The sequence below is a fragment of the Pseudomonas sp. NFACC13-1 genome, from assembly GCF_900104425.1.
Taxonomy (GTDB): Bacteria; Pseudomonadota; Gammaproteobacteria; order Pseudomonadales; family Pseudomonadaceae; genus Aquipseudomonas; species Aquipseudomonas fluorescens_AA.
This window is the reverse complement of sequence record NZ_FMXV01000019.1, coordinates 113,536-130,353: the sequence shown is the minus strand read 5'-3', so window position 1 is coordinate 130,353 and position 16,818 is coordinate 113,536. Positions and strand designations below refer to the sequence as shown.

Sequence of the window (16,818 nt, the reverse complement as noted above, 5' to 3'; positions counted from 1 at the left end):
CGGTACACGCTCGTCTAAATTGCAAATCTGAATCAGTGGATTGATCGTCAAGCGCGAGCGCACTACCGTCACCAAGGCAGCACTGCTGAACTGGGTAACAGGGTCGGTTGCGGTGACCCGTACACGGGTGAAACGCCCCTCGATCTGATTCGCTGCCGGAGGTGTGTAGACCCCTGTATTTTCATCGATCGTACCTGTGCTGACAGCACGACGCTGCAAGTCTTCAACAGCCCATTTCAGGCCGGGCCTTTCAGGAAAAACCTCAAAAGCATAGTGCGGCGCGCCGGCGGCAATACGGGGTTCCGGCGTGGTGATGGCGAACGTTGTTTGAGCGGGATTGATGCGGCCGAACAGACCGACATCATAAGGGGACTGTAAATTGAGCATCTGAATGGTTTCGCCGTAGTTAAGCGCAAGATTTTCCGCAATAAATCCCGACACGACGCGGCCCGTAGGGAACTGCTCTTTGATTGCACCCGCGATCATCCCCGACGCATCCGTCGCCAACAAATTAAGTAAAATTTCAGCAATCTGTACCATTAACAGTCCAATTAAAATTAACAGCCTGCCTATTAAATCGGTTATTGGGTCTACTGGATCTGCCAAACTCAACTTACGCTTAACGGCATCACCAAACTTAAAAATATCAACACCCAACTCAGGATCTACATTGCTTTCAACATCATAACTTATTCTTTTCAACGTGCCACCGGCACCATCATCAATCAATTGGTAATGCGCCGTGACGGTTAAATGGTAAGACAGGTTCTTGTTCGGATATATATCTATGAGCTCTTGGAGCGCCCCATAATTAGTTGCTACGACATTTATGTTAGCTCTAACAGTCCCGGCACATAGCCACCGGACGCTGATCTGTTGCCCATGCAGCTCAACCTTCAGACGTTCACTGGCCGCCAGAAGAAATTCAGGATGACTAACCTCAAGATCCGCCCATACTGGACCCAACAGGGTGGTCATCTCCAAACGATGATTAAATGTCCCACGAGGAATCTTAATCCCCCCCCCTTTAGCCGTCACAACAATATCTCCGTTATCGTCATCAAAAACATAATCAAAATTATTGTGATCAATCATTTCCCCCAGCGACCGAACCAACTCACCAATAACTACTCGGCCTCGCCCTACCAATACAGTTGCAGAGTAATCTCTTCCGGCGTCATTCGGGATCAAGTAACGAAAACCACTGTTCGCACCAGGAAAGGCTCCCTCATGTCTACCCTCCATGCGCACGAAGGCAAGCATCGCTCCCTCGCCCTCCTGGCTACCCTGCTGCGTGCGCAAGCCGAAAGAACGCGGTTGCATCATGGGGTTGGTGCCCCGCTTAATCGTGCCCAGGGTCCAGACACGCTGTTCATCATTCAATCGATTAAACAAAGCCTTGAAAACCCTGCCGGCCAGTTCTTGTTCTGTCTGGGTTTCGGCAAACGTCAAGCGAAAGTTATCGCTTTTGCTCAGGTCCAGGCGGATGTTCCCATTGTCGGCAATTTCTCCCGACACCTCGGGCAATAACAGGTCCAGGAATAAGGTCGGCCCGTCCAGCGGGTCATAATCCAAGATGCGCGTGGTATGCCATACCGTCACGTTTTTTTCGATGGAGACTTGATGACCGGCCACAACGGCCATCCGCAGATTGGCCTTCGAATTATCAAGACCGGTATCCTCGAAATACAAACGAGGTACATCCATTTCAAAATCTTGAATATATTCCCGAAAATTAGCACCGGCACCACCTGTTGCAATGGTTCCGGTGATAGCCGGGATATAGCTGCCCAAATTGAACTTATCAATGTAATTTTGAATCAGCAGCAGATTGGTTTTGTTGCGTTCCATGGCAACAATCGCATCCCATTTGCTCATGCGATCCTGATCCTTCATCCAGCTCAGAAGCTCTGCCAACGTATAGGTAGTTGCCATTGCCATACCCTCAAATGTCAAAATCAACGGTGAGCCAAGCCGTCTCGCACACTCACGACTGAGCGCTTCCTATCGAGATAAACGTCACAAAAACCATCTGATCGCCAGAACAGCAAAAAGCGATTACCGAACCGTGCCCTTCAACGACAATCAGTCTTTCCATAAAATGGTGCGTTCAAGGCGCCACAAGCGCTTACCTTGATAAAAACAGACGCAGGGACTCTTCCCCAACGGTTCGCCACCCTCGTTGAGTTTTCATGCAGCGATAAAGACGTTTTACCCCTGACCAATCGCGCCGACCACTATCAGAACTGTTAGGTTACCGGCGCTCTGTAGACTGTTACCGTATCGACAACTCGCCGTAGCCCTCCCGTTAAAAGGCGCCATTCATTATGGCTTTCGATGACTCATTGAGGTGTGCCCCCATGAGTGCCGATACTTCCGTTCCCTCCAACGCATTCAACTTCATGCAGTCGCTGCAAAGTGGCGTTGACCCACGTACCGGGCAATACCGGATATCCCTCGACTTACCCGAACTCAAGGGCAACGATTTGCGCGGCCCGGGCTTTTCGCTGGCATTGGCTTTCAGCGCTCTCAACACAACGGACAGCGGCTATGGCATCGGCTGGAATGTGCAGCTGTCCGAATACGATATGAACAAGCAGGTTTTATCCACGAGCACAGGCGAACGCCACACCGTGACCGCCAATGGCGTGGACGGGGAACTGCTGATGGAGACCAAAAAACTCGACAGTTTCCGATTCTTCGAATACACGCCATTTCAAGATAAGCAACAGTTCATGCTGGTGCACAAGACCGGCACCGTGGAAATTTTGCGAGAGCGCGGCATGGGTAGCGACCGCGTCGCCGTTCCGATCGAAATCTATAGCCCCCTGGGCCACAGGCTGGTCCTTGCCTATACCTCATTCAACGGACACACGCTGCTGCAATCGGTCAACGACGGCGCGGGGATCCCCTTGTTGAGCGTACGGCGCGACGCCGGCAAACTGGATCTGGATCTCTACCCCAACGTCGATGAGGCGCTCCCTGCGCGGGCGCGCTATACGATGACTTTCGACTCGGGCGAGCTGAAATATGCCCGCACCATTGCCCTGCCTGCCGATGAATCCGGCCAACGGAGTTACTGGCGATTCGACTACACGATCAAACATGGGCACACCGTGGTGACCAAGGTGGAAAACCCGTTGGGCGGTAGTGAACTGATCGTCTATGACAGCGAACACAGCTTCCCCGGCCCGTCAGGCCGCTACCTGCCACGTGTCAGCCGTCACGAGATTTATCCCGATGGCGCCCCTGACAACCCTGACAAGGTGCAAGTCGAATACACCTATCCGGATGATAAGAACTTCCTGGGCAACACCTTGCCGATCCAATGGGGCACCGACAACAAGGACCCGCTGATCTATCAGAGCAGTACTTACGACTACAGCACCGTGGAAACCCATTACCTGGCGGGAACACCTGTGCGCAGTGTCAAACGCACGTTCAACCGTTTCCACTCGCTCATACTCCAGACCACGACACAAGGTGACAACATCCAGGAAACCGAAACCGTTTACCCTTTGCGCAACGGCTCGGTGCTGGATCAACCGAATACCTATCAGCTGCCTACGCAGGTGATCAATCGCTGGCGGCTTAAAAGCAACCCGACACGTCAACGTGCAGAAACAGAGACCTACACCTACGACAGCTCCGGCAATGAACTGACCCACGTTGAGGCCAGTGGCATCACCACCACCAACGTCTACTACCGCGCCTCTGGCGAAGAGAACTTCCCCGATAACCCTTATGGGTTTGTCTGCAAAGTCAAGAGCAGCACGGTGACGCCCGCACCGGACCACGAGCCGGCCCCGACCTTGCGGACCCACTACCGCTATATCGAAATACCTCCACTGGCCAGGACCCCGCTCGCGAGGCCCGTCACGCTCGACGAGCAAGTTCTGGTTCAAGTGCACGATGCCGGCACCCCCCAGGAACGAGAGGAGGCGTTGCAGAGCACCACTTACCAATACTGGACTGACCTGAACGACCCTTTACGCCATGGTCAATTGTCGCGGCAGGCTGTACGCCTCAATGGCGCCACCACCTACACTGATACTGATTACCAAAGGCTCTTCGGCATCGACTTCCCCGAACCCGCCATCCAGCTCACCACGACCTTGAGTACCGATTTCGACGGTGTTAAGAAAGTCAATATCGAGCAAACTTCCGCACTGACCGGAAAGCTATTGTTGTTGCACTCGAGCGACATGGAAATCCGCTATGAGTACGACAAACTAGGACGACTGGTTCGTGAAACCACGGCGCCCCGGAGCAGCGAATTCAAGGCTGTACGCACCTATCGGTATTTCCCTTCTGCCGGCGTGGGGCACTTCAGTGGGCGAGATGCCGTCAACACACGTGGAATCACCACCCGAACCCAAATTGACGGACTGGGACGCCAGATTTATGAAGAGCGCGATAATGTCAGCGAAACCAACCCCGCGCGCGTCGAACAAACCTGGAAGGCTCGTTACAACGGTTTGGGCGAGCTGATCGAAGAAACCCGCTACGACTATTTTGAAGGGCGCTCCTTCGCCTACACCACCACCTATGAGTATGACGACTGGGGCGAACAGTCCTGTGTCACTGGCCCTGACGGTGTGCAGGCCCACACCGAATTCAACCCCATCGGCATCGCCGTCGGTCACCCATCGCCCTGGAACGGTCTGGTGGAAACCCGGTGGCGGCAAAGCCCTGGCCACTCTCCGATGATCAGTGGCAAAAGCGAGACCCGCATCAACTCGCTGGACAAACCGGCGCAGACAGCCAGCCTCGATGCACAGGGCCAGGTGCTTGCCACCCGCACTTACCAGTACGATGGCCAGGGTAACTGCACACAAGAGGTCGACGAACTCAAACGCAAGACGCTTTACAGCTATGACCCTTGGTCCCGCATGGTCACCACCACCTTGCCGGACAAGTGTGTAGTATCACGCGAGTATGCCACCCACAGCCGCTCGGAACTGCCGACGGCGCTGTGGGTGAAACCCGCCTCCGGCAGTTCACCCGACCCCGTGTTGATCGGCACCCAGACCTTCGACGGCCTGGAACGCCTGACCGAAACCCAGACCGGCATGCGCCGCGAAACGCTTGGCTACATCGACGATCAGTTGCAACCCAACACGAGAACCACCGCCGCCGGCGCGGTGATCACCTATGAATATAAAAATCTGCAACTGACCGATCAGCCCACCGCCATTCATTCGCCCGATACACAGAGCGCCTTTGACTACCACCCGGTCTCGGCTCGTCTGGTCAAGGCGCAGAACGAGCAAGGTTCGCGTCACTACGAATACGACATCACCAACCAGGTGCGCAGTGAGCAATGGGTCGATGAGCAGGGATTGTCCTGGGAAACCCAATACATCAGCACCTCGGGAGGACAACTGCGCAAGCGCTTGGATATCAACCACCTCAACACCGTCGAAAACGTCTACGAATACGACAGCGCGGGACTCGTTACGCGTAGCGTTCAGGGTATCCTGGAAGCGACATTCGAATACGATGCGCTCAGTCGCTTGAGCAAAACCACCAGCGTTGACACTGACGCCAACACCACACTCATCACCGAGTTGACGTATGACGATCAGGATCAGGAAATCCTGCGTACGATCACATTGCCGGGGCATTCGACACGGACCATCGAGCAGGTGTGGTATCCCGACGGGCAGCTCAAGTCACGTCATCTGCAAATCGAGGAGGCAGGCCTTCTGAACAGCCTGCTCCTGGAGACGTTCGACTACGACGACCGTGGCCGCTTGAGCGTCCATACCTGCTCGGGCCGGGATTTGCCCAAGGATCAAGCCGGTCGCGCCATCGAGCAACAAATGTACATTTTCGATGACCTGGACAACATCACCCTACGAGTGAGCCAGTTTTCGGGAGGGGCCAGCGAGGTCAACGAATACTTCTACGCCGACGCCGACGACGACCCCTGTCGCCTGGTCAGGATGACCCGCAGCCTCGATGGAGGCCCCACGGAGGAACAGACCTTCGACTACGACGATAATGGCAACATGCGTAATGATGAGCTGGGGCAATTGCTGCGCTACGACAGCCAGAGCCGCCTGCTGGAAGTGCGCTCCGTCAGCCAGCAATCGGTCATGCAATACCAGTACGATGGGCATGATCGCCTGATCAGTTCCCAGGCGGATACCCAGGCGAAATCCTTGCGCCTCTACCAGGGTGACGAACTGAGCTATACCGTCCAGAGCGCCGCGCAGACCCACTTCTTCACCGCCGCAGACCAGGTCCTGGGCCAACACCAACCGGGTGATCCGTCGAAAAACCTGCTGTTGTTCACCGATGCCAACGGCAGTGTACTGGGCGAATGCCAAGGTGCCGCGTTACGCGCCGCTATCTATAGCGCCTACGGCGAGCGCAGCAGCGAAGAACCTTTATTGAGCGTTCGGGCCTTCAATGGCGAGGTGCGGGAAAGTAGCAGTGGCTGGTACCTGCTGGGCAACGGTTATCGCGCCTACAACCCGGTGCTGATGCGCTTCCACAGCCCGGATTCCTTCAGCCCTTTCGGTGCCGGTGGCGTCAACCCCTACTGCTATTGCCTGGGTAACCCGATTCGCTTCAAGGACCCGACGGGCCATGTGAGTTCGGTCTCGCGCATGAAACACCCGGATGAGGATCGGGTTCCGGGCGCGTACAAACGAAGTAAAAACTGGGTCGCTGTCGCTATCAGCGCCGCCGTGACTGTCGTTGCGGCTGTCTTTGCTGTCATTACCTGGGTCCCCACAGGCGGTCTGAGTGGCCTGGCATTGGTTGCCGCTGTGGTTGCTAACGCAGCATCAGTGACTGCCGTAGGTTTGGGGTTCGTTACTACGGCGATCAGAGCGGCAACAGCCGATGATAATGAGGACGCTTTGCTGGTGGGCCAGATATTGGACTACGCGGGCATGGGAATTGGCTTGGTTGGCGCGATCGGTGGTTACGCTGTAGGACGCGCTCTAGCAAACCAGACGCCTAAGTGGTTCAACGGACTCGTCATGAGTGGGGTCAGAGAACTCCCACCGCCCCTGGAAATACCCAAAGCGGTACTGAGGCGTAACCTGCCTTTCTATCGCAGTTCACCCACGGTGAGTTCGGCAGGACAAACTGCAGCGCCCCCGCGCCCTCCCGCCGGTCGTCCTCTAGTGCAGTCTCCCCCTCCCGCCGGTCGTCCTCAAGTGCAGCCTCCCCCTTCCGCCGGTCGTCCTCAAGTGCAGCCTCCCCCTTCCGCCGGTCGTCCTCAAGTGCAGCCTCCCCCTTCCGCCGGTCGTCCTCAAGTGCGGCCTCCCCAAACCGGCGCGAATGAGGCCCTTGGTAAGACTGAGCTCCAATTAGTATTGGAAAGGATAAACCCAAGATTCCACACCGAGGTCGGTGCTAGAGCCAACATTTCTCAAGCTGTGTCAGAAGTACGAGACATAATTGCAGCAATGCGGCGCTCCTGAACCGCCTAATTCCCCTCACTCACCTGAACACCAACCTGACCGAGAACACCTCGGTCTCGGTTGGTGCCTGCCCCCCGAAACATTCTGTTCCACCTCCCTGACGCCCCACGTTCACAATGAGAACTCTCTCATATCCCGCCCCCCACGCCGCTTCTTAAACTTATCCAGAGAGACCTTATCGACACCGGCCAAATCGCAGTGCGCCCCGTCCGGTCTCACGCCTTGAATGCCGAGCACTGCGCCACTGGATTCCCACCATGAAAAAAACTTCCCTCGCCCTGTGCCTTGGCCTGGCGACCAGCCTGGCAGGCACCGCGGCGCTTGCCAACACCGGTACCATCCACTTCCAAGGTGAAATCACCGCCAGTACCTGCCCCATCGAAGTCGTCAACCCAGGCGATGGCACCATCGGCAATACCGTTTACATGGGCAGTGTCGATGCCAGTCACTTCACCCAGGTCGGGGATGAACTGCTGGGCAAGGACTTTGTCCTGCGCGTCAAAGGCGGCTCAGGCTGTGTGATCGCCCCTGGCCAAACCGCCACCACGACCTTCAACGGTGCCGCCGACAGCAGCGGCGACTACTTTGCCGTTGCCTCGACACCGGGCCATGCGAAGGGCGTGTCCATTGCGATCCGCGACAAGTCGGGCGCCGCCATCGCACCCGGCACCAGCTCCGTCGCGTACAACCTGGTCGCCGGCGGCGAAACCGACATGCTCTTCCATGCCCGTTATCGCTCGACCGCTGCCACAGTAACGCCGGGACCTGCCTCGGCGCACATCATGTTCCTTGTGAACATCATCTGATTTCCCCCCGCGCCCGCCATGAGGTGCCGGCTTGTACGCCGGATTCCCCATGGCGCAAGCGCACTGCACCTCAGGCGCAGTCCCGCGCCTGATCCACCGGTACTTTTCTATGTTCACGTTCATCAAGCAGCCTGGGGCCGCGCGGTCAATTCTTGGCGCCTGCGCGGCACTGTCGATCTTGTTTTTCCAGAGTGCCCAGAGTCAGGCGGCGCTGAGCCTGAGTGGCACCCGCGTGGTGTTCGACGGTGACAAACGCAGTGTTTCGCTGATCATCGCCAACCCCAGCGAGAATATTTTTGCCGTTCAAACCTGGGTCAACACCGCCGCCGACGACACCACCACCGCCGTCCCCTTCATGCCGTCACCCACGTTGTTCCGGCTCAACCCCGGCAAGGAGCAACAAGTGCAGATCAATGCACTCCCCAACACTTTGCCGACGGACCGTGAATCGCTGTTCTATTTCAACGTCCAGGAAATTCCCCAGGCCGATACCAGCCACGCCAACGCCCTGAATATCGCCCTGCGCACACGGATCAAACTGTTCTATCGCCCCAGCCAAATCAAGGACAACCCGCAAGCCCGCCTCAAGGATCTGCAGTGGTCAATTGAGCAGGTCAACGGCTCGGCGCAGTTGGTGGTCTACAACCCAACCCCCTTCCATGTCTCATTCAGCCGGCTTGAAGTCAGCGACCAGCGCCAATCCGAAGAACTGAATAACCCGGCCATGTCGGCACCGCTGCAACGCCAGACATTTGCCTTGGGCCGGATCAAACCGACAGTCGGCTTGCAGGTCACTTTCACCACAGTCAATGACTACGGCGCTTTCAGCGCGCCTTTGACCGCCCCCGTGCAGCTCCCTCCAACACTGTGACGCCATGCTCTCTCGGACACTTTTAATGACTCGACTCTTGAAACGCTCGGGTATCGGCGGCGAAGCACGCCTGGCTCACTGGGTCGCCCTGGGTGCCAGTACGGCACTGCTCGATATCACACCCGCGCTGGCCGATGCGACGGTTGAATTCCAATCCGGTTTCCTGCGCCAGCATCCGGAATACACTCACGATGCCGGGGCATTGGCACTCAGTGCGCTGGGCCAGCGTCAGGACCTTGGGCCGGGGCGCTATCGGGTCGAACTTCAAATCAACCGGCGCTCCTTTGGCCTGCGTGAGCTCGACTTCAGCCTCAGCCCCGAGGGCGACCTGCTGCCCTGCCTATCGTCCGATTTGCTTCAAGAGCTGGGCGTACGTCTCGACGGCCTGGCCGACAACCAAGCGCTGAACACCGACTGCATCGACCTGGCCAGCGTAATCCCCGGGGCCAATATCGAGTTCGAAGGCGCCAAGCTGTGGTTGTCACTCTCGGTTCCCCAGATAGCCATGCGCAGGAATCAGTCAGATTATGCCGACCCCGAGCGCTGGGATCACGGTATCAACGCGGCCTTTATCAATTACCAGGTGTCGGCGCAGCAGAGCAATCATCAACAAGGCGGCTCCAGCCAGAGTGATGACCTGTACCTCAACAGTGGGCTGAATCTGGGCGCCTGGCGTTTGCGCAGCAACCAGACGTTACGCCGCAATGAACAGAACCAACGCGAGTGGAGCAGCGCCTATACCTATGCCCAGCGCGATCTTCCCGGTTTGCAAGCCAATCTGACCCTGGGTGAAACCTTTACCCGGGGCGATGTGTTCAGGAGCCTGCCCATCAAGGGCGCGATCGTTGCTTCGGACCCAGACATGCTGCCCGATGCCCTCCAGGGGTATGCCCCTGTCATACGAGGCGTGGCCCAGACGCGGGCCAAGCTCGAAGTCCTGCAAAACGGTTACCCGATCTACTCCACCTATGTCAGCCCCGGCGCTTATGAAATCGATGATCTCACTACCGTGGGCGGCAGCGGTGAACTGGAAATCGTATTAACCGAAGCCGATGGCCAGGTTCATCGCTACACGCAGCCTTACGCCACACTCAGCAATCTTTTGCGCGAAGGTCTCTGGCGTTACAGCGCGACAGTGGGGCATTACAACGCCATCAGCGAGGGTGACCACCCTCTGCTCTGGCAAGGTACGTTGGCCTGGGGGCTCGGCTGGAGCACGACGTTATATGGGGGCGCGATGGGCAGCGACTTTTATCGGGCCGTCACACTGGGGGCCTCCCGGGACTTGGGTGCGCTGGGCGCCCTGGCCTTGGACCTGAGTCACTCCGATACGCAGGCAAGCCAGGACGTGCAAGGCAAGAGTTACTCGGTCAAATACGGCAGATCATTCCAAAGCGGGACCCAGTTGCGTTTCGCTGGCTATCGCTATTCCACCGAGGGTTACCGCGATTTCGACGAAGCTGTGCGCGACCGCGAGCACGACGTCCGTTTTTTCGGCAGCCGACGCAGCCGTCTCGAAGCGGCAATCAACCAAAAAATCGGGAAACACAGCGCCGTCAACCTGACGTTCTCGCACCAGGATTACTGGCAAACGAATAACACCCAACGCCAGTTCCAGTTCAACTTCAATACCCAACACAAAGGCGTGACCTATAACGTCTATGCCTTGCAATCGCTCAGAGATAACGACAAACGCAACGTGAGCGAGCAGCGCCAAATGGGGTTGAGCGTATCATTGCCGCTGGACTTCATGCCTTCGAGCACTGCCACGTTCGACGTACAGAACAACGCCGGACGCCACAGCCGGCGGGCCAGCCTGAGCGGTAACAATCTTGAAAACCGGCTCAACTATCGAGCCAGCATCAGCCACGACTCGCAACAGCGACAGTCAGCCGAGTTGGCTTTAGGTTATCAAGGGGCCACTGGCAGCGTCGGCGCCGGGATCACTCAAAGCAGCCACTACCGCACGACCTCACTGAACGCCAGCGGCGCATTGCTGCTTCATGCCGATGGTATTGAAGCTGGCCCGTACCTGGGAGAAACGCTGGCGTTGGTTGAAGTACCGGATATCCCCGGTGTGGGAGTCAAGAACGCGACAGGCGTGAAAACCAACGCCCAAGGCTTCGCGCTGGTCCCTTACCTGCGGCCCTATCGAATGAACCAGGTGTCCCTGCAAACGGATGATTTGGGGCCTGAAATCGAGATCGACAATGGCACCGCGCAAGTCGTCCCACGCCGCGGGGCCGTGGTCAAGACCACCTTCACCGCGCGCACCATCAATCGCCTGCTGATCAGCGGGCAAACGGCTAACGGCCAGGCCCTGCCTTTCGGGGCTCAGGTCAGCGATGCCCAGGGCGCTGTCCTGGGTACCGTGGGCCAGGCCGGCCAGGTATTGCTCTCTGTAGGGCCCGAGCCACAACAACTTAACGTGCGCTGGGCACCGGGCGACGCCCCTCAATGCCGGCTGGACGTCAATCCGCAGACGATGGAGCAGCTGCAGGGCTACCGCATTCAGGCGCTGAGATGCCATTGACACCCGCCACCCAGCCACTGGCAAACAGCCTATTGTCATGCCCGATCTCACAGGAAACACCATGAAACAATCGACACGACTGCTGCTGACATCTCTGGTGCTGGTCACCGGCAGCCCGACTTCATCCGCGTTCGCCGCCGCCGATACTTGCTGGTGGGAGGCCGGAAGTGGGCCCCTGAATTTCCAGCCTCAATTGGGCACGCTTTATGTCCCTCGGGACGCTGCCGTAGGAAGTGTCATCGGCACCTTGAACAAACACACCTTCAGCAGCGGCGGTGGTTCGCAACTGGACTGCAGCATCGATACCCCCGGCATTATCCTCAACTTCCAGGCCCAGCCAACCGCCCCGCTGTTCGCCGGCCAGTTGCCGCCGGTTGACGGGATCGATGTGAACGGCAAGGTATTCAACACCAATATTCCAGGCGTGGGCGCCTTGATCCGCCTGGATTTTCCCTTCGATGGCAGCGGCAACAACACCTTCATCCCCATCGGCGGACCGACCTATCGCCCGATCGTGCCCTTCGATGGCTATCAGGACCAGATCACCACGTTCATACGCTTTACACTGCGCAACCTGCGGACCTACACCACCCTGATCAAAACCGGCCCCATTGCGACCGGTCCCAACCCACTGGATGGCCGCGAACTGTTCAACGGGACCTTTACCGGCGTCGGCAAAGGGTTCGGCGTAGGCCCCGTGGGCACGGTGATTCAGGCTCATTGCGGCATCTCGGGCAACCCGGTAAGCGTCAATCCAGTGCCACTGGGGACCTGGGACACCTCCGAGTTCACAGGCCCCGGCTTCGGCACAACCCTTGCGCCTTTTACTATCACGCTCAGCGCCTGCGAAGCCGACCCGTCAGATGGCAATATCGCCGTCGCAACGATCAAGCTCGATGGTGTTCTGGGGTCCGTCCCCGTCGATGAAAACAACGGCGTTTTCAGCCTGACCGCAGACTCTGGAGCATCGGGCGTAGGTGTTCAAATCCTCAGGGGCGACGGCCTGACCCCTGTCGCACTGGGTATGGAGGTTCCCCTGGTGCCCATCACATCCGGCACGACGGTACTGGACTTCAACGCACGGTTCTACCAGATAGCGCCTCACGTCGATCCCGGTGTGGCCAAAGGCGCGTTGAACTTCACCATGACCTACAAATGAGCGCGAGGCGCATCGCTGAAACGGCAATACTTCATGCTCAAGGGTCAGTTGGTTAATTGAGGATCTATGGTTGGAAAGTCGTGCCAGGTCTGCTTATTGTCAAAGCTGACCTTCGCGATGAAGGTGAGCTTTTCACCGATTTGAAATCTGCGAAGCTCCGTCTTGAGTATCTGTCCTGCTTGCATTTCACCCACCGAAGTCACAGGCTGAGCATCGAGAATCGTCACGGTGTGAGCGCCTCCCGCACTCAGCAATCCCCTCATCTCGACCCTGAGGAACTGTGACGTCGCCATGTACTTCCAGCTACCCAGCCTGAGAACAGCCGCCCCGCCGTCGGGAATATTGGCCAAGCTCAACGTCGTCGCATTAAAACTGGTGGACTGAAGGACCGGCAACCCGCCGCTCAGGCTGGAGATCGTCAGGCTGTGCGTCTGAGACTCAAGCGGTGTGGGAATATTGGGACCGGTCACCTCGAAGATTATCGGTATGTTTTTTCGCAGGTTTCGGGCGACATACTCCTTGGGAATGCGGTACTCCCGCCCTCCTGTGACGATGGGTGTGTCAGCTCGATAGAATCCGAAACCGCCTTCTTCACCAAACAGTACGGCGGCGGTCTCCGTATCCGAGATGATCGCGTTTTGAGGGATGGCAACTATGACGCCATTATTGACGACAGCCGCAAGGTTTGGATCGAGCCGACTGGCCTGTGGGTTGCCGGAGGCTTCTTTCACCCATGGATAGGACAGATCACGCGGTGTCGGTGCAGCCTTCACATCCAGCTCAACCCGCCCCGACAACTCACTGATGTTCCCCGCCCGGTCTTGGACACGATATCGCGCATACCCCACACGGTCGCCAAAGTCGCGAAACGCCTTCCCCTCATACACGCCCTCAAGAGCGTTGGGTACCGGGTGCGGAACAGTCAATTCACCGACCTTTAGCTGATCCGGCTCTCCGGTTCCGTTTTTTTCGTTCAAATACAAGGTAATGATATCGCCGACCTTGGGGCCACCCCGCTGCTCATCATAACGGGGGATACCGACCTTCACTTGATCGTTGTTCTGATCTAGATATTGGGCCGTTACCCCACCTGTCAGGATCGCTTCGGGAAACTGCGCAAGGTCATCGGTCTGGTTGAGCAGCGGCTTGAGGGTATCGATGGTCAGGGTTAGATCAAAAGAGTCATCCTCGGCACCGTTGTACAGGTGTAGGAAATAATGAAGTGAATGTTCGCCATGTAAGAGTAAAGGGACGGGAACATAAAATACCCGATCCGCATCGGGCACCGGGGCGGTCCAGGTCTTTGTTTCCAGATCAACGTCTCCCCAATACAGCGTGACCCACTCCGGCTCATGGGGCTTGGGATCGGAATTCAACCACTTGGGAATAGTGACGGGCAAGGGCGCTTCCAGGGCGCTCTTATGCAGCAGATTGGTTTCGCCTCCGTCGATATTTGGCAACGCCACGACCGTAGGCGGATCGTAAATCGGGGCCTGGTTTTTGCCGAACGTACTGGAATTTTTCGAATTTGACATCATGGACCCTCCTATCAACACATGAGTAACCACGCCTCCAAAGCCACTCCTGTCCAGAGAGGCCCCATTAGATTCCAAAACCAAACCGTTGAGTACTAACAGAACTGCTCAGTTGACAGACTCCAAAAAAGAGTTCATGAAAAATGAAACAAGGACCGTTACGGTCCTTGCTCGTTTGACTAACCCTCATGCCGTCTCGTGAAAACAATCCACGGATCTGACCTTTTAAACAAAGCTGATCAGAACTTGTATTCCATGCCGAAGTTTATTCCCCATGGTTGATCAATCTTTTTGCCTTGGCTGTAATCGACGTCGGCGTGGACTTGCACTTTATCCGCGACTTTCATGGCAACGCCACCTCCCAACTCCAGGCGAGAACCGGAAAGGTCATTGTTGAAGCTTGTGCTATTGACCTTGACCTGATTGTCTTTGGCGAACTCGTTGACCAGCGCTGCCTTGAGGTAAGGCTGAAGCATCTGCCCATGACCCAGGTCGATATCCCGACCGGCACTTGCACCCACTTTGCCCAGCAAGGAATAACTCCGGTTGCCATCGGCAGCCATGCCATTATCCAATTGGTAACGTTTGCCCTGAACCGCCAGCGCCGAGACTTGCCCAAAAGGCTCGATGAAATAGCCTTCGTCCAACTTGATCTGCCGACCAAACTCCAGCGTAGTGCCCAATCCATGAGTGTTGTATCGCCCCTTGGCCTGTGCCCCGTCACTGAGACTGACCTTGGACTCATTTTGGAAGCGGTTAAACTTGAGCACGCCATCGAAGTAGTAACCGCTCTCGGCGTCCAGCCAAGTGGCGTAAGAACCGACATAAAAGCTGTTGACCGTGCCCGAGGTCCCATGAATCAGGTCCAGGTCGGACCGGCTATAACCACCCATCAGGCCAAACACCCACTGTCCATCCCCAACTGACGGCACGGGGGTATCCACACCAAAAGCCAATCCCTGCTGGGTCTGCCTATAGGCCATTCCAGAGTCGGCAGAAACATCGAAGCGGTTGCCATACGCCCGCATCCAGCCGCCAGACTGCCCCTGGTTCATCCGCACTTCGCCCATGCGCGAACGCAACGTGCTCAGTTCGCCATACCAGACCGTACGCGAGGCATCGAACAGCGCCAGCACCGACGCCGTACCAGGACTGATGGTTTTGCTCGCACCATCGAGATACCAATCGTTGGCGCCATCCTTGAGCAAATCATAAGAATAAATACCCAAGTCTACCCGGCCATTGATCAACGAGAACGCAGCATCGCCGCTGGCTGCGTGGACGACATGGATGCGCTGGTTGGTCAGCGTCGGTTCCGCACCGGTACTGGCCACGTCAAGCGTATGAGTACCGGTTGCTGTCCCCGTGATATTCAGAAAATCGGCTTGCCCGTTGGAAAAGTCCGCATGCATGATGAAGTTGCCGTTACCGCTGAGATTCTCCACCGACAAGGCATAGAAACTGCCAGGCTGACCAAACTGAACCTCCCCCCCTGCCATCGACAGATTCTTTAGCTGACTGTCTTCGACCATGACCCATTTGCCCGAGCTATTGACCGCCAGGGTATCGACGTTCTCCAGGCGCCCGGTCAAGGTGGCGAAGTTGCTCAAGGCCACCTTCGCGATACTGCCCGCTTCGGCCACCACATCACCGAGCAGAACGCTGTTATCGACGTTCAGCGCCGCCATGCCATCGTTCGTAACTTGCAGCATCACACCATCGCTGCCCTTGAGGGTCGAGCCATTGTTCACGTCGATCACCGCTTCGCGATCAGGGAGTCCGGTAACGCTGCTCACGACGATGGCCGCACCATTGAGGCCTTCGACATGGCTGGCATCCAGCGTTAGCTGGTTCCCCTTTACCGAAGAGATGTCATTACGCAAGACAACACCGTTACGACCGCCCGTGATTCGGGTGTTGTTGCTGGCCTGGACCGTTCCACCGAAACTGACGATACCCGTGCCCGTGGCACCCGTTGCAGTCACCGTGGCGTTGCTCAGCGTCAGCTCACTTGCAGCACTGAGGGAGGCACCACGGCTGCCGCCGATGAGCGAGCTGTCCGTGACCGTGGCTTTGGCCCCCAACACATTGCCCGTCAAGGCCAGCGCTGTACCGTTGCTGGTCACGGTGCTGTTGGCGGCTATGTTTGCAGTACTATCGACCAACTGCACGCCGTTACTGGATCCACCTGTGACTGTCGTGCCATTTAGATTGACCGTGCCACCGATAGCCACCCGAATATCCTGGGTGGAGGCACCATTGGCGGTCAGGGTGGAGTTACCAAACAGCTGATAATTGTCGGGACGGCCCCCAGCGCCAATGGCCAGGTCTTCGTCCGTCAATGTACGGGCCTGAGTGAATTGACAGATCATGATAAACGGGGCAACGGAGGCCAGCGCAAGACACCGCGATATAGGGTTTAATGCAAACGTGCAATTGGAAAATATCATGCTCGATTCCCTGGAGAAGGAA

8 protein-coding genes are annotated in these 16,818 nt (G+C 57.0%); 5 read left to right on the top strand and 3 right to left on the bottom strand.

The window, feature by feature from the left end; translation table 11 throughout:
- A partial coding sequence (locus BLQ55_RS21795; protein ID WP_256326634.1) for a hypothetical protein occupies positions 1–1,935 on the bottom strand: 1,935 nt, incomplete at its 3' end.
- 425 nt (positions 1,936–2,360) lie between these two features.
- On the opposite strand from BLQ55_RS21795, the gene BLQ55_RS21790 reads away from it, so the two are divergent.
- The 5 genes from BLQ55_RS21790 (at position 2,361) to BLQ55_RS21770 (ending at position 12,811) form a co-directional block, all read left to right on the top strand.
- Entirely contained in the window at positions 2,361–7,442 is a 5,082-nt protein-coding gene (locus BLQ55_RS21790; protein ID WP_176814236.1) for an RHS repeat-associated core domain-containing protein, read from the top strand.
- 257 nt (positions 7,443–7,699) lie between these two features.
- Entirely contained in the window at positions 7,700–8,248 is a 549-nt protein-coding gene (locus BLQ55_RS21785) for a fimbrial protein (RefSeq protein WP_092256919.1), read from the top strand.
- A gap of 109 nt (positions 8,249–8,357) precedes the next feature.
- Positions 8,358–9,119, top strand: coding sequence for a fimbrial biogenesis chaperone (locus BLQ55_RS21780; RefSeq protein WP_092256917.1), 762 nt, complete (start codon positions 8,358–8,360; stop codon positions 9,117–9,119).
- A 25-nt stretch (positions 9,120–9,144) separates the two neighbouring features.
- Positions 9,145–11,652, top strand: coding sequence for a fimbria/pilus outer membrane usher protein (locus BLQ55_RS21775; RefSeq protein ID WP_092256914.1), 2,508 nt, complete (start codon positions 9,145–9,147; stop codon positions 11,650–11,652).
- Between the two features lie 61 nt (positions 11,653–11,713).
- Complete coding sequence (locus BLQ55_RS21770; RefSeq protein ID WP_176814235.1) at positions 11,714–12,811, top strand: fimbrial protein; 1,098 nt, start codon at positions 11,714–11,716, stop codon at positions 12,809–12,811.
- A 44-nt stretch (positions 12,812–12,855) separates the two neighbouring features.
- Here BLQ55_RS21770 and BLQ55_RS21765 read toward each other — a convergent pair whose 3' ends face one another.
- Both BLQ55_RS21765 and BLQ55_RS21760 read right to left on the bottom strand, forming a co-directional pair.
- The gene (locus BLQ55_RS21765; RefSeq protein WP_143011766.1) at positions 12,856–14,346 is read right to left on the bottom strand and encodes a hypothetical protein; all 1,491 of its coding nucleotides are present in this window, start codon (positions 14,344–14,346) and stop codon (positions 12,856–12,858) included.
- Between the two features lie 239 nt (positions 14,347–14,585).
- Positions 14,586–16,718: an autotransporter outer membrane beta-barrel domain-containing protein gene (locus BLQ55_RS21760; RefSeq protein ID WP_092256905.1), complete on the bottom strand. Its 2,133-nt coding sequence runs from the start codon at positions 16,716–16,718 to the stop codon at positions 14,586–14,588.
- Positions 16,719–16,818 lie beyond the last annotated feature (100 nt).

What these genes read in the sequence shown, in the direction of transcription:
- BLQ55_RS21790 (WP_176814236.1), top strand. Translation starts at nt 2,361, where the DNA reads ATGAGTGCCGATACTTCCGTTCCCTCCAACGCATTCAACTTCATGCAG.
- BLQ55_RS21785 (WP_092256919.1), top strand. Translation starts at nt 7,700, where the DNA reads ATGAAAAAAACTTCCCTCGCCCTGTGCCTTGGCCTGGCGACCAGCCTG.
- BLQ55_RS21780 (WP_092256917.1), top strand. Translation starts at nt 8,358, where the DNA reads ATGTTCACGTTCATCAAGCAGCCTGGGGCCGCGCGGTCAATTCTTGGC.
- BLQ55_RS21775 (WP_092256914.1), top strand. Translation starts at nt 9,145, where the DNA reads ATGACTCGACTCTTGAAACGCTCGGGTATCGGCGGCGAAGCACGCCTG.
- BLQ55_RS21770 (WP_176814235.1), top strand. Translation starts at nt 11,714, where the DNA reads ATGAAACAATCGACACGACTGCTGCTGACATCTCTGGTGCTGGTCACC.
- BLQ55_RS21765 (WP_143011766.1), bottom strand. Translation starts at nt 14,346, where the DNA reads ATGTCAAATTCGAAAAATTCCAGTACGTTCGGCAAAAACCAGGCCCCG.
- BLQ55_RS21760 (WP_092256905.1), bottom strand. Translation starts at nt 16,718, where the DNA reads ATGATCTGTCAATTCACTCAGGCCCGTACATTGACGGACGAAGACCTG.